The 20,877-nt window shown below is 68.9% G+C and carries 20 protein-coding genes; 7 read left to right on the top strand and 13 right to left on the bottom strand.

Features of this window, described 5'->3' with window-relative positions; translation table 11 throughout:
* Positions 1-314 precede the first annotated feature (314 nt).
* From rpsO to rimP, 9 genes are all read right to left on the bottom strand, one after another.
* Entirely contained in the window at positions 315-584 is a 270-nt protein-coding gene (rpsO, locus tag LXN01_RS02465) for a 30S ribosomal protein S15 (RefSeq protein WP_236862947.1), read from the bottom strand.
* An 85-nt stretch (positions 585-669) separates the two neighbouring features.
* Positions 670-1,605 (bottom strand): bifunctional riboflavin kinase/FAD synthetase, encoded by a 936-nt coding sequence (locus LXN01_RS02460; RefSeq protein ID WP_236862946.1) that lies wholly within the window; start codon positions 1,603-1,605, stop codon positions 670-672.
* Between the two features lie 57 nt (positions 1,606-1,662).
* Entirely contained in the window at positions 1,663-2,568 is a 906-nt protein-coding gene (truB, locus tag LXN01_RS02455) for a tRNA pseudouridine(55) synthase TruB (RefSeq protein WP_236862945.1), read from the bottom strand.
* A 96-nt stretch (positions 2,569-2,664) separates the two neighbouring features.
* On the bottom strand, positions 2,665-3,639 hold the full coding sequence (locus tag LXN01_RS02450) for a VldE C-terminal domain-containing protein (RefSeq protein ID WP_236862944.1): 975 nt from the start codon (positions 3,637-3,639) through the stop codon (positions 2,665-2,667).
* Positions 3,640-3,837: 198 nt separating this feature from the next.
* The gene (gene rbfA / locus LXN01_RS02445) at positions 3,838-4,326 is read right to left on the bottom strand and encodes a 30S ribosome-binding factor RbfA (protein ID WP_236862943.1); all 489 of its coding nucleotides are present in this window, start codon (positions 4,324-4,326) and stop codon (positions 3,838-3,840) included.
* 76 nt (positions 4,327-4,402) lie between these two features.
* The gene (gene infB, locus LXN01_RS02440; RefSeq protein WP_236862942.1) at positions 4,403-7,321 is read right to left on the bottom strand and encodes a translation initiation factor IF-2; all 2,919 of its coding nucleotides are present in this window, start codon (positions 7,319-7,321) and stop codon (positions 4,403-4,405) included.
* Between the two features lie 132 nt (positions 7,322-7,453).
* Entirely contained in the window at positions 7,454-7,705 is a 252-nt protein-coding gene (locus LXN01_RS16465) for a YlxR family protein (protein ID WP_369127329.1), read from the bottom strand.
* Between the two features lie 71 nt (positions 7,706-7,776).
* Positions 7,777-8,739 (bottom strand): transcription termination factor NusA, encoded by a 963-nt coding sequence (nusA, locus tag LXN01_RS02435; protein WP_236862941.1) that lies wholly within the window; start codon positions 8,737-8,739, stop codon positions 7,777-7,779.
* Positions 8,740-8,834: 95 nt separating this feature from the next.
* Positions 8,835-9,299 (bottom strand): ribosome maturation factor RimP, encoded by a 465-nt coding sequence (gene rimP, locus LXN01_RS02430; RefSeq protein WP_236862940.1) that lies wholly within the window; start codon positions 9,297-9,299, stop codon positions 8,835-8,837.
* Between the two features lie 62 nt (positions 9,300-9,361).
* On the opposite strand from rimP, the gene LXN01_RS02425 reads away from it, so the two are divergent.
* Both LXN01_RS02425 and LXN01_RS02420 read left to right on the top strand, forming a co-directional pair.
* Positions 9,362-10,435, top strand: a complete 1,074-nt coding sequence (locus tag LXN01_RS02425; RefSeq protein ID WP_236862939.1) for a hypothetical protein — start codon at positions 9,362-9,364, stop codon at positions 10,433-10,435.
* Complete coding sequence (locus LXN01_RS02420; protein ID WP_236862938.1) at positions 10,435-11,454, top strand: aminoglycoside phosphotransferase family protein; 1,020 nt, start codon at positions 10,435-10,437, stop codon at positions 11,452-11,454. Before LXN01_RS02425 ends, LXN01_RS02420 begins: the two co-directional genes overlap by 1 nt.
* Positions 11,455-11,509: 55 nt before the next feature.
* Here LXN01_RS02420 and LXN01_RS02415 read toward each other — a convergent pair whose 3' ends face one another.
* Both LXN01_RS02415 and LXN01_RS02410 read right to left on the bottom strand, forming a co-directional pair.
* On the bottom strand, positions 11,510-12,343 hold the full coding sequence (locus LXN01_RS02415; RefSeq protein WP_425547673.1) for a TSUP family transporter: 834 nt from the start codon (positions 12,341-12,343) through the stop codon (positions 11,510-11,512).
* A complete protein-coding gene (locus LXN01_RS02410; RefSeq protein ID WP_236862937.1) occupies positions 12,340-14,166 on the bottom strand; it encodes a proline--tRNA ligase in 1,827 nt (608 codons plus the stop codon). Before LXN01_RS02410 ends, LXN01_RS02415 begins: the two co-directional genes overlap by 4 nt.
* A 164-nt stretch (positions 14,167-14,330) precedes the next feature.
* Between LXN01_RS02410 and LXN01_RS02405 the strand changes: the two genes are divergently transcribed.
* From LXN01_RS02405 to LXN01_RS02385, 5 genes are all read left to right on the top strand, one after another.
* Positions 14,331-15,608 carry a CaiB/BaiF CoA transferase family protein gene (locus LXN01_RS02405; protein WP_236862936.1) on the top strand — a complete coding sequence of 426 codons (1,278 nt, stop codon included), beginning with the start codon at positions 14,331-14,333 and terminating at the stop codon, positions 15,606-15,608.
* Positions 15,605-16,537: a hydroxymethylglutaryl-CoA lyase-like TIM-barrel protein gene (locus tag LXN01_RS02400; protein WP_236862935.1), complete on the top strand. Its 933-nt coding sequence runs from the start codon at positions 15,605-15,607 to the stop codon at positions 16,535-16,537. Before LXN01_RS02405 ends, LXN01_RS02400 begins: the two co-directional genes overlap by 4 nt.
* Positions 16,534-17,457, top strand: coding sequence for a carbon-nitrogen hydrolase family protein (locus tag LXN01_RS02395; RefSeq protein ID WP_236862934.1), 924 nt, complete (start codon positions 16,534-16,536; stop codon positions 17,455-17,457). The genes LXN01_RS02400 and LXN01_RS02395 overlap by 4 nt, the downstream gene beginning before the upstream one ends.
* 70 nt (positions 17,458-17,527) lie before the next feature.
* Positions 17,528-18,238 carry an AAA family ATPase gene (locus LXN01_RS02390; RefSeq protein WP_236862933.1) on the top strand — a complete coding sequence of 237 codons (711 nt, stop codon included), beginning with the start codon at positions 17,528-17,530 and terminating at the stop codon, positions 18,236-18,238.
* A 53-nt stretch (positions 18,239-18,291) separates the two neighbouring features.
* Positions 18,292-18,714 carry an RNA-binding S4 domain-containing protein gene (locus tag LXN01_RS02385; RefSeq protein WP_236862932.1) on the top strand — a complete coding sequence of 141 codons (423 nt, stop codon included), beginning with the start codon at positions 18,292-18,294 and terminating at the stop codon, positions 18,712-18,714.
* Between the two features lie 72 nt (positions 18,715-18,786).
* On the opposite strand, the gene LXN01_RS02380 is transcribed toward LXN01_RS02385, so the two are convergent.
* Together LXN01_RS02380 and ispG are read right to left on the bottom strand one after the other, a co-directional pair.
* Positions 18,787-19,662, bottom strand: a complete 876-nt coding sequence (locus LXN01_RS02380; protein ID WP_236862931.1) for a GNAT family N-acetyltransferase — start codon at positions 19,660-19,662, stop codon at positions 18,787-18,789.
* Positions 19,662-20,810, bottom strand: a complete 1,149-nt coding sequence (ispG, locus tag LXN01_RS02375; RefSeq protein ID WP_236862930.1) for a flavodoxin-dependent (E)-4-hydroxy-3-methylbut-2-enyl-diphosphate synthase — start codon at positions 20,808-20,810, stop codon at positions 19,662-19,664. Before ispG ends, LXN01_RS02380 begins: the two co-directional genes overlap by 1 nt.
* Between the last annotated feature and the right edge of the window lie 67 nt (positions 20,811-20,877).

Genomic DNA, 20,877 nt, shown 5'->3' with positions numbered 1-20,877 from the left:
GAGTTCGCCGGGGTCTGGGATCCGGCCCGGTCATCGATCGAGGCCCACGCATTCGTTCGTCTGCGGAGGCCACTACCGATCACCGGCCTGCCGGGGGCGGTCCATGGACGGCACCAGTCTACCAAGATCGCCGGGGATCGCAGATCGGCGGCGTCCAGCTCCGCCACCAGCGACGAACCGCATCCCATCGGTCGGCGTCCGGCATCCGCCACCAGCGACCGACCGCATCCACCAGCGTCAGATATCCGCCAGCGTCATGAATGCAGACCGGGGCCGCCGCGAATGCGACGACCCCGATTCAGGCTAGCTGCTTGTCAGCGGCGCAGGCCGAGCCGCGCGATCAGCGCACGGTAGCGCTCGATGTCGACCTGCTGCAGGTACCCGAGCAGCCGGCGGCGCTGGCCGACGAGCAGCAGGAGGCCACGACGCGAGTGGTGGTCGTGCTTGTGCTCCTTGAAGTGCTCGGTCAGGTCCTTGATTCGGCGAGTGAGCACCGCGACCTGGACCTCGGGAGAACCCGTGTCGCCTTCGTGGATAGCGTATTCCTTGATGATGTCCTGCTTGACCTTGGGATCAAGAGCCATGGATGTCCTCCGGGGGTCGTTGCGCGGCGCCCCGACCTGCTGTCGAAGCACTGTGAAACCGCGGCCGGCAAAAAAACGGCATCCGCTAGCCTAGCACAGCGCGCGCACGGTCGACATCGAGGTGCATCTGAGCGATGAGCTCGTCCATTCCCGCGTAGGTCTCCTGCCCGCGGATCCGGCCGATGAACTCCAGGGTCATCGTGGAATCGTACGCGTTCAGGCTGCCGAACTCGACGTCGATGAGATGCGCTTCGACCCGGCGCTCGTCTCCGTGGAACGTCGGGTTGGTGCCGATGGAGATCGCCGCCGGGAAGCGCTCCGGGTCGGCGTCGAATGCGGCCCAGCCGGCATAGACTCCGTCCGCGGGGATCAGGCCCTCCATCGTCCCGCCGAGGTTCGCGGTGGGGAAGCCCATCTCGCGGCCTCGCGCATCACCGTGGACGACCGTGCCACGCACGGTGTGCGCGGTCCCGAGCATGTCCGCGGCCGCCGCGACGTCACCGCGGCCCAGGTGGGATCGCACTGCTGTCGAGGAGTAGCGGCACCGCACGCCGACGTCGTCGATGGTCACGACTTCGAAGCCCGCGCTCCTCCCCAGCGTCAGCAGCGTCTCCAGGCTTCCGCTGTTGTCCTTGCCGAACCGCACGTCGTGGCCGACGGCGATCAGCTGCGCGCCGAGTCCGCCCATCAGGTAGTCCAGCACAAACTCCTCAGCCGACTGCTCGGCGAAGTCGAGCGTGTAGTGCTGCACGAGAACCGCATCGATGCCGGTCTCGGCCATTCGTGCGAGCCGATCGGTCAGACCTGTGATCAGCTCGACCGGCGAATCCGGCTGATGGACCGACCGGGGGTGCGGGTCGAAGGTGACGGCCAGCGATCTGAGCGAGCGCCGACGGGCCAGCTGCGCGAGCTCCCCGAGAACCTCGCGGTGACCGCGGTGGACTCCGTCGAAATTCCCAAGCGTCACAGCCGTCGGACCGAACTCCGGCGGGATGCGATCGAGCTCCCAGAAAATCTCCACGTGCGTCCTTCCTGCGTCAGTACCCGCTACAGATTACAGTACGGTTCGAACTATTCCTCACGCGTTCACCGCGATCCCGGTGGCCGCCTTGAGCCGGCTCTCGCGGCGCTCCAGCACCGCGATGAGCTCGTCCTCGCTGACTCCGGCCCAGAATCCCCCCGGCGCAGGTGGAACGGCCTCCGGTTCGATGAACCTGCCCTGCATCACCGCCTGACGCTGCGCCGCATCGAGCGCGACGACGGGCATCACCTCGGCCGCCGCCGCGGCGAGGGTGATGAGCTCGGGCCGCTCGTCCTGCGCGAAGTCCTCGGCAAGCCGGTGAGATCTGCCGATGTCGAAGGGCCCCACCCGCAGCCGGCGCAGCGCCGTGAGATGCCCCTGGATCCCGAGCGATCGGCCGAGGTCGCGGGCGAGTGCCCGGACATAGGTGCCCGAGGAGCAGGTGACGGTGACGTCGACGTCGATATCGGCCGCGCCTCGACGGATCTCACCGGCGGTGAACTCAGCGATGGTGACCCGGCGCGGCTTCAGCTCGACCTGCTCTCCGGCCCTGACCCGCGCATACGAACGACGGCCGTCGACCTTGATGGCCGACACGGAGCTGGGCACCTGCTGGATCTCGCCGGTCAGTGCGTCGATCCCCGAACGGATCTGCGCGTCCGTGACCTCGCGGAGCTCATCCTCGGCGGCGAAGACGTCCGGTTCCGAATCGGCGTCGTCGGTGGGGGTCGAGGAGCCGAGGCGGATCGTGGCCGTGTAGGTCTTGTCGAGCCCGACCAGATACGTCAGCAGCTTGGTGCCGCGTCCCAGTCCGAGGACGAGGACTCCGGTGGCCATCGGATCCAGGGTCCCGGCGTGTCCCACCTTCTTGGTGCCGAACCATTTGCGCACCCGTGACACCACATCGTGGCTCGTCAGGCCCGTGGGTTTGTCGATGACGAGGATTCCCGTTGGCGTGGTCATATCCGTCCTGCGTTCAATGCTCTCCTGTGAATGCGACAACCGCTGCGCCGACAGTATCAGCGCAGCGGTTGCGAATCGGACCCGAGGACGGGCGGATCAGTTGAAGGAGACGTGCACGTGGTCGTAGTGGTTGGCGGTGGCCGAACCGCGGTCCTCCATCGCTCGACCTTCCCAGCCGGTGTACGGCGCGAAGATCTTCTGCTCCCAGATCACGTACTTCACGTTGAGCTCGGACTTGTGCTTGATCAGGAAGTCGGTGATCCGGTCCCCGGTCGAGCCGGTGATCATGATGTCGACGGCGTTGCCGCTGTGGTGGTCGGAGGAGCCCGAACCGCCACGCAGTCCCCCGTAGGAGTTCACCTCGGGGAACTCGGCGCACACGGCGCGGTATCCCTTCGTGGCGTTCGCCGAGATTCCGGACTCGATCGAGCTGGACACCGAGCACGGCTCGTTCGACACTCCGCCGGAGCCACCGGAGCCGCGTGCTTCCGACCGGGAGGACTTGCTGCCCCGGTCGGAGGTGCCGTCCTCTCCCGAGGCGCTGCCCTTGTCGGACTTGCCCTCGCCGGACTTGCCCTCACCGGACTTGCTGTCGCCGGACTTGCCCGCACCGGAGCCGGAGGTGTCCTCCGACTCGGACGGCTCGGGCTCGGGCAGTGCTGCCTTGGCCTCGGACTTCGACGTGTACTTGGGATCGTCCTTGAGGGAGTCCCAGTACTCCTCTGCGGCCTTCTGGCGCTCCTCTTCGAGTGCCTCCTCGCTCTGCGTCGGGCTGTCCTCGGCGCCGGGTTCGGCGCTCGCGCTGCTCGTCTGGTTCTCGGCCTTGACGACGCCCTCGTTCTGGCTCGGCGCGAAGGCGATGGAGGAGGCCACGATTGCAGTGGTCGCCGCAGCCGGCAGCGCGATCGCTGCGACCATCGGGCGGCGGCGGACGGTCTTGAGAACACCTGTCGCGGTATTCGGCTCCTGGCTGTGGCGTCCGGAGGACTTGCGTCCGACGTTGGAGAGGTCGCGCAGCAGTGTGCGTGCGTTCGCGCCCCAGTTCGGCTGCGGATCCGTGTGCTTACCCAATTCGAATTTCCCTTAACAAAGTTGTAATCGTTCCGTAATCCTTTCCGAGTGTAGTGGCGGGAGCGATTATGACAAAACGGTAACGACGGTGTTTGTCCTCACACCGTTCCGTGACATTCGGACACAGTTCTGCCCCGTCCCTCCGTACCAGGTCAGGCACGGCGGAACGGGGCAGAGCAGAATCGGAGCGAGAGGCGATCAGCGCTCTTCCGGGCCGACCTCCGAGTCCTCATCGCCATGCCGGAGCATCCCGCCCACGGGTTCCTCCGACCTCGGCTTGCGGTAGGGATCGGGATCCCCGGCCGGCGCTGCTCCCGCGGCCAGGGCCGCCACCTCTGCGTCGCGCGCGGCTGCCTGGGCCAGCAGCTCGTCGAGCTCCGCGGCAGCAGCGGGGACCTGATCAGCGACGAACTCCAGGGTGGGCGTCAGCCGGATCTGCAGGCCCCTGCCCACCGCGGAGCGCAGCAGGCCCTTCGCGGAGTTCAGTGCAGACTTGGTCGCCTGCAGCTGATCATCGTCACCGAAGACGGTGTAGAAGACAGTCGCATTCTGCAGGTCCCCGGTCACGCGCACCTCGGTGATGGTGACGAAGCCCAGCCGCGGGTCCTTGACCCGCTTCTCGAGCGTCTCAGCCACGATCACCTTGATGCGATCGGCGACCTTGCGGGCGCGTGTGGAATCGGCCATGAGTGGTCCTTTCCTCAGAGCGATTCGGCGCGGACAGCACATACTGTCCGCGCCGAATTCGGGCGAGGCCGTGCGATCAGTCGCGCGGCTTCTCCTGCATTTCGAAGGTCTCGATCAGGTCGCCCTCACGGATGTCGTTGAACTTGCCGAGTCCGATACCGCACTCGAAGCCCTCCCGGACCTCCGTGGCATCGTCCTTGAACCGTCGCAGCGACTCGATCGCGATGTTGTCTCCGACCACCACGCCGTCGCGGGTGACACGGGCCTTGGCATTGCGCCTGATGACCCCGTCCCTGACCAGACAGCCGGCGATGTTGCCGAACTTCGACGAGCGGAAGATCTCGCGAATCTCCGCGGAGCCGGTGTGGACTTCCTCGTACTCGGGCTTGAGCATGCCCTTGAGCGAGCTCTCGATGTCGTCGATCGCGTCGTAGATCACCGAGTAGTACCGGACATCGACGCCTTCGCGCTCGGCGGCGTCGCGCGCCTTGGACTCCGGCCGAACATTGAACCCGATCACGATCGCGTTGTCGACCGTCGCGAGGTTGATGTCGTTCTCCGTGATCGCACCGACTCCGCGGTGGATGATCCGCAGACCGACCTCGGCGCCCACGTCGATCTTGAGCAGCGAGTCCTCCAGCGCCTCGACGGCACCGGACACGTCGCCCTTGAGGATGAGGTTGAGCGTGTCGACCTTGCCCTCTTCGAGCGCCTTGGTGAAGTCCTCGAGGCTGATCCGCTTGCGACCGCGTGCCTGAGCGGCGTTGCGCTCGATGGCGTCGCGCTTCTCCGCGATCTGCCGAGCCGTCCGGTCGTCATCGGTCGCGAGGAACGAATCGCCCGCCCGTGGAACCGACGACAGGCCCAGCACCTGAACCGGCCGCGAGGGTCCGGCCTCCTCGACCTGATCGCCGTTCTCGTCGAACATGGCGCGGACACGCCCGTGCGCGGTGCCGCACACGATCGCGTCGCCCTGCCGGAGGGTCCCGGACTCGACGAGAACGCTGGCGACCGCGCCGCGGCCCTTGTCCAGCTTGGCCTCGATCGCGATGCCGCGCGCCGCCTTGTCGGGGTTCGCCCGCAGGTCGAGAGCGGCATCGGCGGTCAGCAGCACGGCTTCGAGAAGGTCTTCGATGCCTGTGCCCTTGAGCGCGGAGATCGGCACGAACATGGTGTCGCCGCCGTATTCCTCGGCCACCAGGTTGTACTCGGTGAGCTGCTGCATGACCTTGGCCGGGTTTGCGGTGTCCTTGTCGATCTTGTTGACCGCCACCACGATCGGCACATCGGCGGCCTGCGCGTGATTGAGCGCTTCGATCGTCTGCGGCATCACGCCGTCGTCGGCCGCGACCACGAGGATCGCGACGTCGGTGACTTCCGCACCACGGGCACGCATGGCGGTGAACGCCTCGTGGCCCGGGGTGTCGAGGAAGGTGATGCGGCGCTCTTCGCCCTCGTGCTCGACCGGCACCTGGTAGGCGCCGATGTGCTGGGTGATGCCGCCGGCCTCCTTCGACACCACGTTCGCGGAGCGGACGGCGTCGAGCAGCTTGGTCTTGCCGTGGTCGACGTGGCCCATCACGGTCACGACCGGCGGCCGCGCAACACGGTTCTCGTCGTCCTCTTCCGCCTCTTCGGCTTCGAGGTCGATGGCGAAGCTCTCCAGCAGCTCGCGGTCCTCGTCCTCCGGCGACACGATCTGCAGCTTGTAGCCGAGCTCCTCCGCCAGGATCTGGAAGGTGTCCTCGTCGAGGGACTGGGTGATCGTCGCCATCTCACCGAGGTGGAACAGGATGGTCACCAGATTCGTCGGATCAGTGTTGATCTTCTCGGCGAAATCGGCCAGCGACGAGCCACGGCGCAGGCGCAGCGGGGTGTTCCCGTCACCGCGCGGAACCTTGACTCCGCCGACTGACGGCGCCTGCATCTGCTCGAGCTCCTGGCGCTTGGCGCGCTTGGACTTGCGTCCCCTCGCACGTCCGCCGCCACGGCCGAAGGCACCCTGGGTGCCGCCGCGACCCCGACCGGAGCCGCGGGGACCACCGGGACGGGCTCCGCCGCGCTGACCACCCGGGGCGCCGGGAGCGCCGGCACCTCCGGGAGCGCCGCCGGGAGCTCCCCGGCCACCGCCGCGCGAGGGCGCGGGCTTGGCCAGTGCGGAGTTCTTCAGCAGTCCCGGATTGGGCCGAGGCGCGCCTGGCCGCGGAGCGGGCTTGGCTCCGCCCGGGCGGGGAGCGGGTTTCGGACCGCCCGGACGCGAGGCGTCGGCGGGACCGGGCCTGGGACCGGGCTTGCCACCGGGCTTGGGCATTCCCTGTGACGGAGCGAAGGGATTGTTGCCCGGACGAGCACCGCCACGCGGCTTCGGACCGGGCTTGCCACCGGGCTTGGGCATTCCCTGCGCCGGAGCGAAGGGATTGTTGCCCGGACGAGCACCGCCACGCGGCTTGGGAGCAGCCGCTCCGGGCTTCGGAGCCGGCTTGCCGGCAGCCGGTCGCTCGGAACCGGGTTTGGGCGCGGCCGGGCCGGGCTGCGCAGCGGCGGCCGGACCGGGCCGCGCAGCAGAGGTCCGAGCCGCGGGCTCGGGCGCCTCGGGGGTCGCGTTGAGAGTCGACTCGGGTGCGGCCGGGCGCGGTTTCGGGTCGCTCTTCGGCGCGGGCTTGGCAGCCGTTCCCGGCTTGGGGGCCGGCTTCGACGGTGCTGGCGATGCCTCCTGCGCAGCAGGTGCAGCGGGCTTCGCACCCGGCTTGGGGGCGGTGCGCGAACCCGAGCGGGCGGCACCGGCGGGCGAGGCCTTCTTGGGTGCAGGCTTCGGCTTGGTGTCATTGCTGCCGCCGCCGTCCGCGTACGCTTCCTTCAGCTTGCGAACGACCGGGGCCTCGACGGTGGAGGAAGCCGAGCGAACGAATTCGCCCATGTTCTGCAGCTTCTCCAGCACGTCCTTGCTTGTTGTGCCGAGCTCCTTGGCGAGCTCATGGACACGGGGCTTTGCCACGTTTCTCCTGTCCGGGCTCCATCCCGGACAGGGAGGAACCTCACTTAGGGGCGAGCAGAGTTCATCTCACTGCTCACGACCGTCTGTTGGGAGTCTCATTTCTGAGCACTCACTGCTTGGTTTCCATTCGGTTTACCCGCTTTTCTCTGAATGGTGGATCCGACACGGCGAATCCGGCGGCTCCGCTGGAGCCCCCCGGAATGCCCTTGCGAATGCATTCTTCTTGTATGCCGCGGACCAGCATTCCTCAGCAGGATGAATCCAGGCTCCCCTGCCGGGGAGGCTGCGACTGCTGTCCACGACGATGCGCGTGCCGCCATCCTCTGTCACGACCAGGCGCTGCAGGGAGGATTGCGACTCGCGGCGCCGGCACGCAATGCACATCCGGATGGGATCAGCTGCGTTCGGCACGAGCTCTATTCTACATCACGGCCGACGCCACCCGCGCGCCCGCCTCAGGAGTCGGAGACGATGTCGATCTTCCAGCCGGTGAGCTTTGCCGCCAGGCGGGCATTCTGCCCCTCCTTGCCGATCGCCAGCGACAGCTGATCGGCGGGGACCCAGGCGCGCGCGACCCGGAGCTCGGGATCGATGACCTCGACTCGCTGGGCACGGGCGGGCGAGAGCGCGCTGGCGACGAACTTCGCCGGATCCTCGCTGTAGTCGACGATGTCGATCTTCTCCTGCCCGAGCTCGGCCATCACCGAGCGCACCCGCGAACCCAGCTCGCCGATGCAGGCGCCCTTGGCGTTGACGCCCGGCACGGTGGCGCGCACGGCCATCTTCGTCCGGTGGCCGGCTTCGCGGGCCAGCGACACAATCTCCACGGTGCCATCGGAGATCTCCGGGGATTCGTGGGCGAACAGCTTGCGCACGAGGTTGGGGTGCGAACGCGAGACCGTGACGGAGGGGCCTTTGAGGCCTTTGTGGACATCGGTGACATAGACCCGCATCCGGCTGCCGTGCTCGTACTCCTCACCCGGCACCTGCTCGTGCGGCGGGAGCACACCCTCGACCTCGCCGAGGTCGATCTGCACCATGCGCTCGTCGCGACCCTGCTGCACGATGCCGGAGACGATCTCGCCTTCCCGGTTCTTGAATGAGCCGAGGACCGATTCGTCCTCGACGTCCCTCAGCCGCTGATGGATGACATTGCGCGCGGTCATCGCGGCGATCCGCCCGAAGCCGTCGGGGGTGTCGTCGAACTCGCCGATCGGGTTGTCGTCGTCATCGAACTCGACCGCGAGGATCGCAGCCTTGCCGGTCTTGGTGTCGAGCTGGGCGCGGGCGTCCGGCCACGCACCCTCGGTGCGGTGATAGGCGACCAGCAGGGCCTGCTCGATGAGCTCCACGAGCGTGTCGAAGGGGATGCCCTTCTCGTGCTCGATCAGGCGAAGCGCGCTGAGATCGATGTCCATTGCCTGTCCTTACTGCGGCAGCGGATGATCCGCCGAGCTGTTCACTTGTCGAATATGGATCTGTGGATGAACCACCATAGTAAACGGCGGGTGCGCTACCGGAACCGGAGCACCACCTCGGCGTGCTCGACCTGTGCCAGCTCGAGCCGCAGGTCCTGCTGCGACTTCGCATCGCGGATCGTGATCGCCGAGTCCTCGACCTCCACGAGCTCGCCCTGGTGCTTGTCGACGGCGGTCCGGACGGCGATCGTCCGCCCGCGCACCCGCCGGAAATGACGGGGCTCGGTCAGCGGGCGATCGGCTCCCGGGGAGGTCACCTCAAGACTGTACGGGTGGTCCTTGAAGAGCGGCAGCGGGTCCAGCACCTCGGAGATGATGCGGGTCGCCTCCGCGATGTGGTCGAGGGAGACCGGGTCCGAGGTGTCGGCTGCCAGGTCGATCACCACGGTGAGGGTGCGGTGGACGCCCGCCTCCACCGCCCTGACATCCTCGACGAGGATTCCGCGGGCCTCCAAGGGCTCCGAGATGGCCTCGATGACGGGGCCGACATCCTGTGCCACGCGGTCCTCCTTCGATGCGGTTCGGGTCTGTGACCAGGGTAGTCCACGCTACGATGGTCCTCATGCAGTCCGCCCGCAGCCGTCCCCTCGTCGGACGTCGAGCGCTTCTGGGATTGGGGCTCGCCGGCGGTCTGAGCATCCTCTCCGCCTGCTCTCTGCGGCTCGATCTGCCGCCCGAGGTGCCCCAGCCGTCTGCCGCCGATGCGACGCGCAGCGAACTCGCCAGCATTCTGGGCAGCACCCGGTCCTCCGACGCGCAGACGGAGCTGCTCGCCGAGCTGCGTGCGGCAGTCGGCCCGGAATGGGCACCGCCCACGGAGCTGGTCACTCCGACCGCGACTCCCAGCCCCTCCTCCTATGACTACGAGGACGGCCTGGCCGCCGCGGCGGAGCTCGTGCTCGACCGCCTCGGCTCGCTCGTCGCCGCCAAGTCCGAGGACTTTCCGGGCAGCGGGCTCGCGGCGCTGGTCGATGTCGCGATCGGCTGCACCCTGGCGCTCTCCCGGGTCGACGCGGGCCGCGCGGCCGCGCTCGGAGACAGGTTCGCCGAACCCGCGGGCGCCTCGGCGGCACCGAGCACTCCGGCTGCGGGGTCGGGCGACGGCGGACCCGGCGCAGGCGGCGCGGTCCCGGACGCCGAGGACGGAACGGGCCCGGACCGGGCCGACGACCCGGAGGACCCCGCGCTCGGGACCGCGCTGGTCGAGGACTTCGTGCTGACGTGCTACCAGGCCGCCTACGGCTATGAGCGGCTCGCGGTCTTCCACGAATCCGATTCCCCGTACGGCGCCTTCGCGCGCGATCGCGTCACCGAGCTCGATCAGGCCGCCACCCTCGGCAACGAGCTGCTCAGCACGCATTCCGCTGCTTCGGTCTCGAATCGCCCCGCCTGGGCGATCGAGCCGGAACCCGTCGACGCCGCTTCGGCGCTGGAGACGGCACGTGCTCTCGAGGACCAGGTGGCGGCCGCCGTCCTCGGTCTGTTCAGCGCGCTGGCGGCCGAATACCTGGCCGTCGACCAGCTGTGGAGATCCGCCCGCGCCCGCGCCGAGGCCGGGCAGCCGCAGACCCTGCGCTATCAGATCCACGACCTGGCAGCCGAGAGCCCCACCGCCGGGCCGGGTGCGGAGTCCTGATGCAGGTCCCACCCGTCCTGTTCAATTCGGCGGCCGAGATCATCGGCGCGCCGCGCGCGCAGGCGTGGGCGGACGCGCTCGACTTCATGCTGTTCGAGCTCGTCGACCGGTGGCACGTCACCCCTGATCCGCTCCCGTCCTCGCCCTGGGCAGGTGCCGAGAGCCTGGTGATCCCGGTGCTGACCGCGGAGGGCTACCAGGCGGTGATCCGCTTCGCCTGGCCGAACACGGACAATCCGAATGTCCATCTGCAGGTGCTGCGGGCGCTCAGAGCATGGGGCGGCCACGGCGCGGTGCGGGTGATCCGCGACGATTCCTCGTTCCGCGCGACCTTGCAGGAGCGGCTGCGCACCGACGTCAATCTGTCGAGCGAGCCGCTGGAGACGGTGGCCCCGATCTGGGGACAGCTCGCCCGCTCCCTCACGGTGCCCGGGGCACCCGGCTTCGTCCGGGTCCAGGACATCGCGGCCGGCTGGCTGGAGAAGTACGCCGCCGACACCGCGCTGGTCGCGGACTTCCCGCAGTTCCTCACCCAGGACCGGGCCGTGCTCGACACGGCTCGCGCCTGGATCGAGCGGCTTTCCCGCTCGGAGGAGAACTGGCTCCTGCACGCCGACTTGCACTACTACAACATCCTGGCGGGCAACCCGGACCTCAACGGGGTCGCCACCTGGAAGGCGATCGATCCGCAGCCGCTGACCGGGCCGACTGCCTACCTGGTGGCCCCGGTGCTGTGGAACCGCCTGTTCGAGCTGCCGGGGATCACGCCGGAGGACCAGGCCCAGTGGCTGCGGGACTTCGCGACGGACCTGTGCTCTCACGCCGATATCGACGCGGCCTACGGGATCGGCACGGCAGTCGCCCGTGAGGTCGAGAACATGTTCTGGTATCTGCGCTCCGCGTACGGCGGGACGGCCAAGGCCTTCGGCGACGCCGCTCGCTCCCTCTGGGTGTGCCGGGCGCTGTGCGGGCTCAGCGTGCAGGGCGTCAACGCCCACTCCCTCAAGCGCCTCGGCTGAGCGCACGGCGGCACCCGGCACTCGGCGCGGGATTGCCCATCGCCCGGGCGACGCCTCACACCCCGAATGCGAGCTGAACGGCGAGCCGGACGATCAGCGCACTGACCACGATCAGGAACACGATCCGGACGAAGCCGCTGCCCCGCCGCAGGGCGGTGCGGGAGCCGGTCCACCCGCCGATCACATTCCCAGCGGCCAGGGCGAGACCGTACTGCCACACCACGTGACCCTGCGGGATGAAGAAGGCCAGCGCCCCGATGTTGGTCGCGAGGTTGATGACCTTGGCCTGGGCCGAGGCGCGCAGGAAGCTCAGTCCGATCACGGAGACGAAGGCGATGACGAGGAAGGAGCCGGTCCCCGGGCCGAGCATTCCGTCGTAGATTCCGATCACCAGGCCGATCAGCCAGGAGTAGGCATGATAGCGACGGCTCTGCTCATGGAAGCGCAGCTGGGCCTCGGTCCCGAGGCTGGGCTTGAGGATGGTGAATCCGGCCACCAGGATCAGTGCGCCGAGGATGATCGGGGTGAACAGCTCCGGCGGGACCGAGGCGGCGAGCACGGCGCCCAGCACCGCTCCGCAGAAGGCGAAGACCGCCGCCGGCAGCAGCGCCGAGAGATCAGGGGGAATGCGCCGCAGATAGGTCACCGCCGACACCCCGGTGCCGGCGATGGACCCGATCTTGTTCGTCGCCACCGCCTGCAGCGGCGTGACACCGGGCACCAGAAGCAGGACGGGAAGCTGGATCAGACCGCCCCCGCCGACGACCGCGTCGATCCAGCCGGCGAGCAGCCCCGCGGCGAACAGGACCAGCAGGATCGACGTCGCGGCACCGGCGACCGTGCCGAGGTCGAGGGCGGCGAACGGAACGAGGGCCGCGACCTCGGTCACCGTCCGGTCCGCTGCGCCCCGAGCTCGGAGTAGCGGGCGTCCACGAAGGAGATCGTCTCCGCGACCGCGTCGGCGACCGGAAGGTCCCGGCTCTGTCCGGTGCGCCGGTCCCGCAGCTCCACCGTGCCCTCGGCCAGGCCACGGCCGACCACGAGGATGGTGGGGACTCCGAGGAGTTCCGCGTCGCCGAACTTCACCCCCGGCGAAGTCTTGGGCCGGTCGTCGAGGAGGACGCGGACGCCCCTGTCCTCGAGCGCCGCGGTGAGCTCCTCGGCCTTGGCGAGGATCTCCTCCCCCTTGCCGGTCGCGACGATATGGACGTCGGCGGGCGCCAGATGCTGGGGCCAGATCAGTCCGCGATCGTCGTGATTGCCCTCGGCGATGCAGGCCATCACGCGGGTGACCCCGATGCCGTAGGAGCCCATGGTCACCACGGTGCGCTTGCCGTTCGGATCCAGCACCTGCAGGCCGAGCGCCTCGGCGTAGCGTCGACCGAGCTGGAAGATCTGCCCGATCTCCACTCCGCGCGCCAGCTCCAGCGGCCCGGAGCCGTCCGGTGCGGGATCCCCGGCACGCACCTCGGCGGCCTCCACCGTGCCGTCAGCGGTGAAGTCGCGGCCGTGGACGAGGTCGAAGACGTGCCGGCCGGGCTGATTGGAGCCGGTGATCCAGCGGGAGCCGAGGGCCACCCGCGGGTCCAGTAGAAACCTGATGCCGGTCGAGCCCTGCAGCCCGAGCACGGGCGCGTCGATGGAGTTACCCGGCCCGACATAGCCCTTGACCAGGCCCGGATGGGCTGCGATCTCCGCATCGGTGGCAGGGGCGACCTCGATCTCGCCGGCTCCCAGCGCTCCGGAGCCGGCGGCCCGGTCGAGGTCGACCTCCCTGTCACCGGGCAGCCCGATGACGACGAGCTCGCGCTCACCGTTGGGGTGCGCGACCGTGACGATCACGTTCTTGAGCGTGTCGGCCGCCGTCCACGGGCGGTCCGCGCGCGGGTGCCGCGCGTTGGCGGCGTCGACCAGGGTCGCGATCGTCGGAGTGTCGGGGGTGTCCTCGACCCGCGCCGGCGGCACGTCGGAGCAGTCGAGCGGTTCGGGAGTCGGGGTCGTCACCGCTTCGACATTGGCGGTGTAGCCGCCCGGGGAGCGGACGAAGGTGTCCTCGCCGACCTCGGACGGATGGAGGAACTCCTCGGTCTCGGAACCGCCCATCGCTCCGGCCGTCGCCTTCACGGTGAGGTATTCCAGCCCGAGCCGGTCGAAGATGCGGATGTAGGCCTGGCGCATCGTCTCGTAGGAGGCTTTGAGCCCGGCGTCGTCGATGTCGAAGGAGTAGGCGTCCTTCATGATGAATTCGCGTCCGCGCAGGATGCCCGCTCGGGGCCGCGCCTCATCCCGGTACTTGGTCTGGATCTGGTAGATCGACAGCGGCAGATCCTTGTACGAGGAGTACAGGTCCTTGACCAGCAGCGTGAACACCTCCTCGTGGGTGGGTGCCAGGATGTAGTCGTTGTCGCGGCGGTCCTTGAGGCGGAACATGTCGTCGCCGTAGTCGACCCAGCGGCCGGTCGTCTGGTAGGGCTCCGCCGGCAGCAGCGCCGGGAAGTGGACTTCCTGCGAACCGGCGGCGTTCATCTCCTCGCGGATGATGTTCTCGATCCGGCGCAGCACGGTCAGACCCAGGGGCAGCCACGTGTAGATGCCGGGAGCCGAGCGGCGGATGTATCCGGCGCGGTGCAGCAGCCTGTGGCTGGCGACCTCGGCGTCGACCGGGTCTTCCTTGAGGGTGCGCACGAACAGCGTCGACATCCGCAGGGGCATGAGGGCTTCTCCTAGTGACTCGATGATCCCATCGGACCTTATCACCGGCGCACCTGCCGCCGGATGCCCTCGGGCGCCGGCCCGGCCGCGTGCTGTCGGACGCCGACCCGGCCGATGGCTGAGACGCGCGAGCAGGTCGCGGAGACCTGTGCCACACTGCCGACATGACTGACCGCTCGTCTCTCCCGCTTGCCGGGATCCGAGTCCTCGAGCTCGGCAACTACATCGCAGCCCCCACCGCCGGCCGGATGCTGGCCGATTTCGGTGCTGAGGTCGTCAAGGTCGAACGGCCCGGCACCGGTGACGAGCTGCGCGGCTGGCGCCTGCACAGCGGCACCACCTCGATGCTGTACCGCACGATCAACCGCAACAAGAAGTCGGTGGCCCTCGATCTGCGCTCCGCGGCCGGCCTGCGCGCGGCCAGGCAGCTGGTCGCCGCCTCCGACATCGTGCTGGAGAACTTCCGGCCGGGCACTCTGGAGAAGTGGGGTCTGGGCCCCGAGGTGCTCGAGCAGCTCAACCCCGAGGTCATCCTGGTCCGCATCTCCGCCTTCGGACAGACCGGCCCGCTCTCGGTCCGTCCCGGTTTCGCGGCCGTCGCCGAGGCGTACGGCGGCTTCCGCGAACTCGTCGGCGATCCCGACCGCCCGCCGAGCAGGGTCGGCGTGTCGATCGGCGACTCGATCGCGGGGATGCAGGCGGCATTCGGCGCGTGCATGCTGCTGTTCGACCGTGAGCGCAGCCGGACCGCTGCCGCGGGGTCCGGCGCCGCTGCCGGTTCGAACCTCGATCCGCGTTCCGGGCGCACGGTCGACGTGGCGCTCCACGAAGCGATGTTCTCCGTCATGGAATCGCTGATCCCCGACTACTCGGCGTTCGGCGTGCGCCGGACGCGCACCGGCGGGCGCACCCAGGGCATCGCGCCGTCCAACGCCTATCCGTGCCTGGGCGGGAAGTCGATCGTCATCGCGGGCAACGGCGACGGCATCTTCCGCCGCTACATGGCGGTCATCGGCCGCTCCGACCTCGCCGCGGACCCCGGCCTGCAGACGAATCAGCAGCGCTGGGAGCGCCGCGACGAGCTCGACGAGGCGATCTCCGCATGGACCCGCAGGCGCAGTCCCGAGGAGGCGCTGGCAGCGCTCGAGGCCGCTGAGGTGCCGGCCGGACCGATCTACACTGCCGAGGACATCCTCGCCGACGAGCAGTACCGGGCCCGCAACATGCTCCAGCACTTCGACGTCGACACCGGCGCCGAGGTGGTGCGCGAAGTCGCATTCCCGGGCATCACCCCGGTCCTCGACGGCCGGTCGGTCGACATCGACCACCTCGGGCCCGACCTCGGCGAGCACACCGTCGAGGTCCTGCAGGGCGCGGGCGTCGACGCCGACACCATCGCTGAGGTCATGGCAGGCACCCGAACCACGGAGGAGAAGAGATGACCGCCGTCCTGCGAGATGTCACCCTGCGCGACGGGCTGCAGCTCACCGGCGGGGTGCTGCCCACCGAGACCAAGGTCCAGCTCATCCGCGACCTGCTCGAACTCGGGGTGTCCGAACTCGAGATCGGCTCCATGGCGCGGCCTGATCTGGTGCCGCCGATGGCGAACACCATGGACGTCGTCGCTGAGCTCAGCCCGGAGGAGCTCGCGCGCTGCTGGATCTGGACCGCCACGCCGCGCAATGTCGAGAAGGCGGTCGCCGCCGGTGTCACCCGGATGCAGTACTGCCTGTCGGTGACCGACTCCCACAACAGGGCCAACATCGGGCGCACCACCGAGGAGTCGCTGGCCGCGCTCCCCCGCGCCCTCGACATCGCCGCCGAGGCGGGTGCGCAGCTCCAGCTCACGCTAGCCACCTCCTTCACCTGCCCCTTCGAGGGCCGGGTCGACCCGGCCCGAGTGCTCGGCATCCTGCAGGACCCGCGCGTGGAGCGCTGCACGGACTCCGTCATCTGCGACACCCTCGGCCAGGCGGATCCGACCGAGGTCGCCCATCTCATCGCCCAGACCGCGCGCGCCCGGCCCGACCACGGGGTCGTCTTCCACGGCCACGACACGTGGGGCCTGGGCGTGGCCAACACGCTCGCGGCGATCGGCGCCGGCGCCCGGATGGTCGACGGAGCTCTCGGGGGGCTGGGCGGCTGCCCGTTCGCCCCGGGTGCTTCGGGCAACACCTCCAGCGAGGACATCCTGTTCGCCACCAAACCCGAGTGGCTCACCCCGGAGGTCTTCGCGCGCATCGTCGAGCTCGGCGAGCAGGTGACCTCCGAGCTCGGCCAGCGCAGCACGTCGAAGGCGGCACAGGGCGCCCGGTCACGAGCACAGGCGTTCGACTGGGTGATCCCGGCGGCGGAAAGCGAGCAGTCATGACCACGGTCGCAGCAGTCCAGATCGGATCCGTCCCCTTCGACGCCGCCGCCACCGCGGAGAAGATCTGTGCGAAGCTCGCCGAGGCCGCTGCCACCGGCGCCGAGCTCGCCGTGTTCCCCGAGGCGACCCTCGGGACGTATCCCAAGGGCCTGACCTTCGGCGCTCCGGTCGGACGGCGCACGGACGAGGGCCGGGACCAGTTCGAGAAGTACTTCGCCAATGCCGTGACCCTCGACGGGCCGGAGCTGTCGGCGATCGCCGAGGCCGCCGCCCGCACCGGCGTCTTCACTGTTCTCGGCATCATCGAGCGGGCGGGCAGGACGCTGTACTGCACCGCCGTGCACATCGACCCGGAACGCGGGCCGGTGGGGCACCACCGCAAGCTCATGCCCACCGGCGGCGAGCGGCTGATCTGGGGCTTCGGCGACGGTTCGACGCTGCCGGTCGTCGATTCCCCGGCAGGCCGCACGGGTGCGGTGATCTGCTGGGAGAACTACATGCCGCTGATGCGGCAGGCGATGTACGCCCAGGGCGTGGAGGTGTACTGCGCGCCGACGGTCGACGATCGTGACTCCTGGCAGCACACGATGGCGCATATCGGGATGGAGGGCCGGTGCTTCGTGATCTCGGCCTGCCAGGCGATCCGAGCCGAGGACTACGGGGAGGACTATGCCGGCGTCCTGGAGCCGAATGCCGACGGCTGGCTGATCCGAGGCGGCTCCGCGATCTACGATTCGAGCGGAACTGCTCTGGCCGGTCCCGTCTACGACGCCGAGGCGATCCTCACCGCTGACATCGACGTTTCAGCCCTCAGCCGGACAGTCTTCGACTTCGATCCGGTCGGCCACTATGCGCGTCCGGACGTGTTCCGGCTCTCCGTCGACACCCGCCCGAAGCCGAGCGTCGAATTCGGCGGCTGAGGCCGGCACAGTTGGTGCGCCGCGGGACAGCGATGTGCGGCCACGATGGCCCGGCTGTCAGACTGAGGCCATGGAGGAGTTCAGCACTCTGCCGGTGAGGCGACTCGAAGAGCATCCGCTGGCTCCGATGGACCGGCGACACTGGCCCGCGACTCTCGCACCGGTCCGGCAGATTCTCGACTCCGGTCTCGATCTCGGTCCCATCACCGTGCTGATCGGTGACAACGGCGCCGGCAAGTCGACTGTCGTCGAGGCGCTGGCTGGTGCTTTCAGTCTCAACCCCGAAGGCGGCACTCACGCGGCGATGCATGAGACCCGCCGCACCGAATCGGACCTCGCGGAGCACCTGCAGCTCGTGCGCGGCGCCGGCGCATCCAGGCGAGGCGTGTTCCTGCGGGCCGAGACGATGCACGGGCATTTCAGCTACTTGGAATCGCTGGGCCCGAGCAGCCTGCACGAGCAGAGTCACGGAGAGGCATTCCTCGAATTCATCACGAGCAGATCGGGCATCAAGGGGCTCTGGATCCTCGACGAGCCCGAATCCGCGCTGTCCTTCTCCGGCTGTCTTGCGCTCATCGGAATTCTCCGCCAGCTCGCGGCAGCCGGATCCCAGATCGTGCTCTCGACCCACTCCCCCGTGCTCGCGGCTCTTCCCGGCGCCCGGCTGTGCGAAGTGGGACCCTGGGGAATCCGCACCTCGTCGTACGACGACCTCGACCTCGTCCGGAACTGGCAACTGTTCCTCGACGCACCCGAGAGATTCCTGCGGCACCTCGAATGACGGCGCCGGCGCTGCCACGGCCCGGGGCTTCGGCTCCGAGTAGACTCACCAGCATGCCCGAACCGGTTTTCGATTCCACGCAGTCGCAGCGCGTCGACGTCTGGCTGTGGGCAGTCCGGATGTACAAGACCCGCTCCGAGGCCACCGCCGGCTGCCGGGGCGGGCACGTCCACGTGGACGGGCAGCGCGTCAAGGCGGCGCAGAAGGTCAGGATCGGCCAGGAAGTGCGCGTGCGCCGGTCCGGTTTCGAAAAGATCCTGCGCATCACAGGGCTGCTCGCCTCGCGGGCCGGAGCCCCTGTCGCGCAGAAATGCTACGAGGACCTCACTCCTCCTCCGGACCCCGCCCTGCGCGGGTGGGTGCCCCGTCGCGACAGAGGCACCGGACGGCCGACGAAGAAGGACCGCAGAGCCCTGGAGAAGCTGCGCGCTCGGACCCACGACCACGGGGGATTTCTCGACCCCGGCCAAGACTGAGCGGCCAGGACTGACCGGCCGGAAAGCCGCACGCCGCCGCTCGGCCGGTCAGCGGGTGGAAGCGATCGGCAGTCAGTACATGACCGTGGCGAACCGCCCCACCTGCGAGAACCCTGCGCGCTCGTAGGACCGCAGCGCCGGCTCATTGAACGAATTGACGTACAGGCTCACGATCGGCGCCACGTGCTCCCGCACATGCTCGGTGACGGCGACCATGCCCGGGGCGGCCAGACCGCGACCGCGGAAATCCGGATGCACCCACACCCCTTGCACCTGGACGGCCTCGCGGCACCGGATCCCCAGATCGGCTTTGAACACGACCTGGCGGGGCGAACCAGCGGCCGGCCAGTCGCGCATCGGCCTCCCGTCCGGACCTGTCTCCGTCATCGACAGGAGAGTGCTGCAGCTGGTCAGGTTCGAGCGGACCTTGCCGTAGTACCCCGCTGAGCCGTCGGCGACCGGTGAGAATCCGACCTCCTCCGTGAACATCTCCACTGCCGCGGCATACGCGGCGTCAGCATCGGCGATCGTCCCCACCCGCACGCCGGGGTCCGGTCCGACCTCCGGTTCCCGGCTCGCGACCATGAGCGGCTGATCCGGCCGGATGCTGCGCGGAGCGCCCCACTCCAGCCGGTGATGCAGATCCAGCACCGCCCGGTGCTCACCGATGAGCGAGCAGTGATAGCGTCCGCGCACGTTGAGCATCCGCGCAACCCGAGCATTCGTCTCCGGGGTCGCCCCGATGGAGATGATGCTGCCGCCCACCCAGTAGGCGGCCACGGGATCGTGGCCGCTGAACAGTCCGTACAGCGTGCCCGCAGCCGTGGACACTTCAGCGGTCCTGGTGAGTTCCAGCAGGCTGAGGAGGAAGACGTGCTGCGCCGGATCCTCGGCGGCCTTCTCCCTCAGCCAGTGCGTGTGCTCGCTCCGGAGCGGGAGCAGCCGCATCAGCCGACGACGACCTCGGGTGCGCCCGAGGGGATGTCGGACTCGTCGGCGATGCGCATGGCCTCTTCGATGAGCGTCTCCACGATCTGGCTCTCGGGCACTGTCTTGATGACCTCGCCCTTGACGAAGATCTGCCCCTTGCCGTTGCCGCTCGCGACTCCGAGGTCGGCCTCGCGCGCCTCGCCCGGGCCGTTGACGACGCAGCCCATCACGGCCACCCGCAGCGGAACCTCGAGCCCCTCCAGGCCCGCGGTCACCTTGTCCGCCAGCGAGTACACGTCGACCTGGGCGCGGCCGCAGGACGGGCACGACACGATCTCCAGCTTGCGCGGCTTGAGGTTGAGGGACTCGAGGATCTGATTGCCGACCTTGATCTCCTCGACGGGCGGAGCCGACAGCGAGACCCGGATGGTGTCGCCGATCCCCTGGCTCAGCAGCGCGCCGAAGGCGGTGGCGGACTTGATGGTGCCCTGGAAGGCCGGCCCCGCCTCGGTGACGCCGAGGTGCAGCGGCCAGTCACCGCGCTCGGCCAGCAGCTCGTACGCGCGGACCATGACGACGGGGTCATTGTGCTTGACGGAGATCTTGAAGTCCTGGAAGCCGTGCTCCTCGAACAGCGAAGCCTCCCAGACGGCCGACTCGACCAGCGCCTCGGGCGTGGCCTTGCCGTACTTGTCCATGATCCGCTTGTCCAGCGAGCCGGCGTTGACGCCGATCCGGATGGAGGTCCCGGCGTCGGAGGCCGCCTTGGCGATCTCCTTGACCTGATCGTCGAACTTGCGGATGTTGCCGGGGTTGACCCGCACCGCGGCGCAGCCCGCGTCGATCGCCGCGTAGACGTACTTCGGCTGGAAGTGGATGTCGGCGATGACCGGGATCTGGCTCTTCTGAGCGATCGCCGGCAGAGCGGCGGCGTCGTCCGCGCTCGGGCAGGCGACTCGCACGATGTCGCAGCCGGCCGCGGTGAGCTCCGCGATCTGCTGCAGGGTGGCGTTGATGTCGGTGGTCGGGGTGGTCGTCATGGACTGCACGCTGACCGGGTGATCGGAGCCTACGCCGACCTTCCCGACCTTGATCTGACGGGTCTTCCGGCGAGGCGCGAGGACCGGCGGCGGAGGCGCGGGCATTCCGAGGTTGACCGAGGTCACGTGTTTCCCTTCGACGTCTGCTGCTCACCCCTGGCGGGGCGCTGATACATCGTGCACAATCCTACTC

It is taken from the genome of Brevibacterium daeguense (assembly GCF_021729135.1).
Lineage (GTDB): Bacteria > Actinomycetota > Actinomycetes > Actinomycetales > Brevibacteriaceae > Brevibacterium > Brevibacterium daeguense.
The sequence above is the reverse complement of the archived record's forward strand: the minus strand, read 5'-3'. Positions and strand labels throughout refer to the sequence as shown.

Coding starts and splice junctions, on each gene's coding strand:
- rpsO (WP_236862947.1), bottom strand. CDS start 584: ATGGCTCTTGATCCCAAGGTCAAGCAGGACATCATCAAGGAATACGCT.
- truB (WP_236862945.1), bottom strand. CDS start 2,568: ATGACCACGCCAACGGGAATCCTCGTCATCGACAAACCCACGGGCCTG.
- rbfA (WP_236862943.1), bottom strand. CDS start 4,326: ATGGCCGATTCCACACGCGCCCGCAAGGTCGCCGATCGCATCAAGGTG.
- LXN01_RS16465 (WP_369127329.1), bottom strand. CDS start 7,705: ATGTGCATTGCGTGCCGGCGCCGCGAGTCGCAATCCTCCCTGCAGCGC.
- nusA (WP_236862941.1), bottom strand. CDS start 8,739: ATGGACATCGATCTCAGCGCGCTTCGCCTGATCGAGCACGAGAAGGGC.
- LXN01_RS02425 (WP_236862939.1), top strand. CDS start 9,362: ATGCAGTCCGCCCGCAGCCGTCCCCTCGTCGGACGTCGAGCGCTTCTG.
- LXN01_RS02420 (WP_236862938.1), top strand. CDS start 10,435: ATGCAGGTCCCACCCGTCCTGTTCAATTCGGCGGCCGAGATCATCGGC.
- LXN01_RS02410 (WP_236862937.1), bottom strand. CDS start 14,166: ATGCCCCTGCGGATGTCGACGCTGTTCGTGCGCACCCTCAAGGAAGAC.
- LXN01_RS02405 (WP_236862936.1), top strand. CDS start 14,331: ATGACTGACCGCTCGTCTCTCCCGCTTGCCGGGATCCGAGTCCTCGAG.
- LXN01_RS02400 (WP_236862935.1), top strand. CDS start 15,605: ATGACCGCCGTCCTGCGAGATGTCACCCTGCGCGACGGGCTGCAGCTC.
- LXN01_RS02395 (WP_236862934.1), top strand. CDS start 16,534: ATGACCACGGTCGCAGCAGTCCAGATCGGATCCGTCCCCTTCGACGCC.
- LXN01_RS02390 (WP_236862933.1), top strand. CDS start 17,528: ATGGAGGAGTTCAGCACTCTGCCGGTGAGGCGACTCGAAGAGCATCCG.
- LXN01_RS02385 (WP_236862932.1), top strand. CDS start 18,292: ATGCCCGAACCGGTTTTCGATTCCACGCAGTCGCAGCGCGTCGACGTC.
- LXN01_RS02380 (WP_236862931.1), bottom strand. CDS start 19,662: ATGCGGCTGCTCCCGCTCCGGAGCGAGCACACGCACTGGCTGAGGGAG.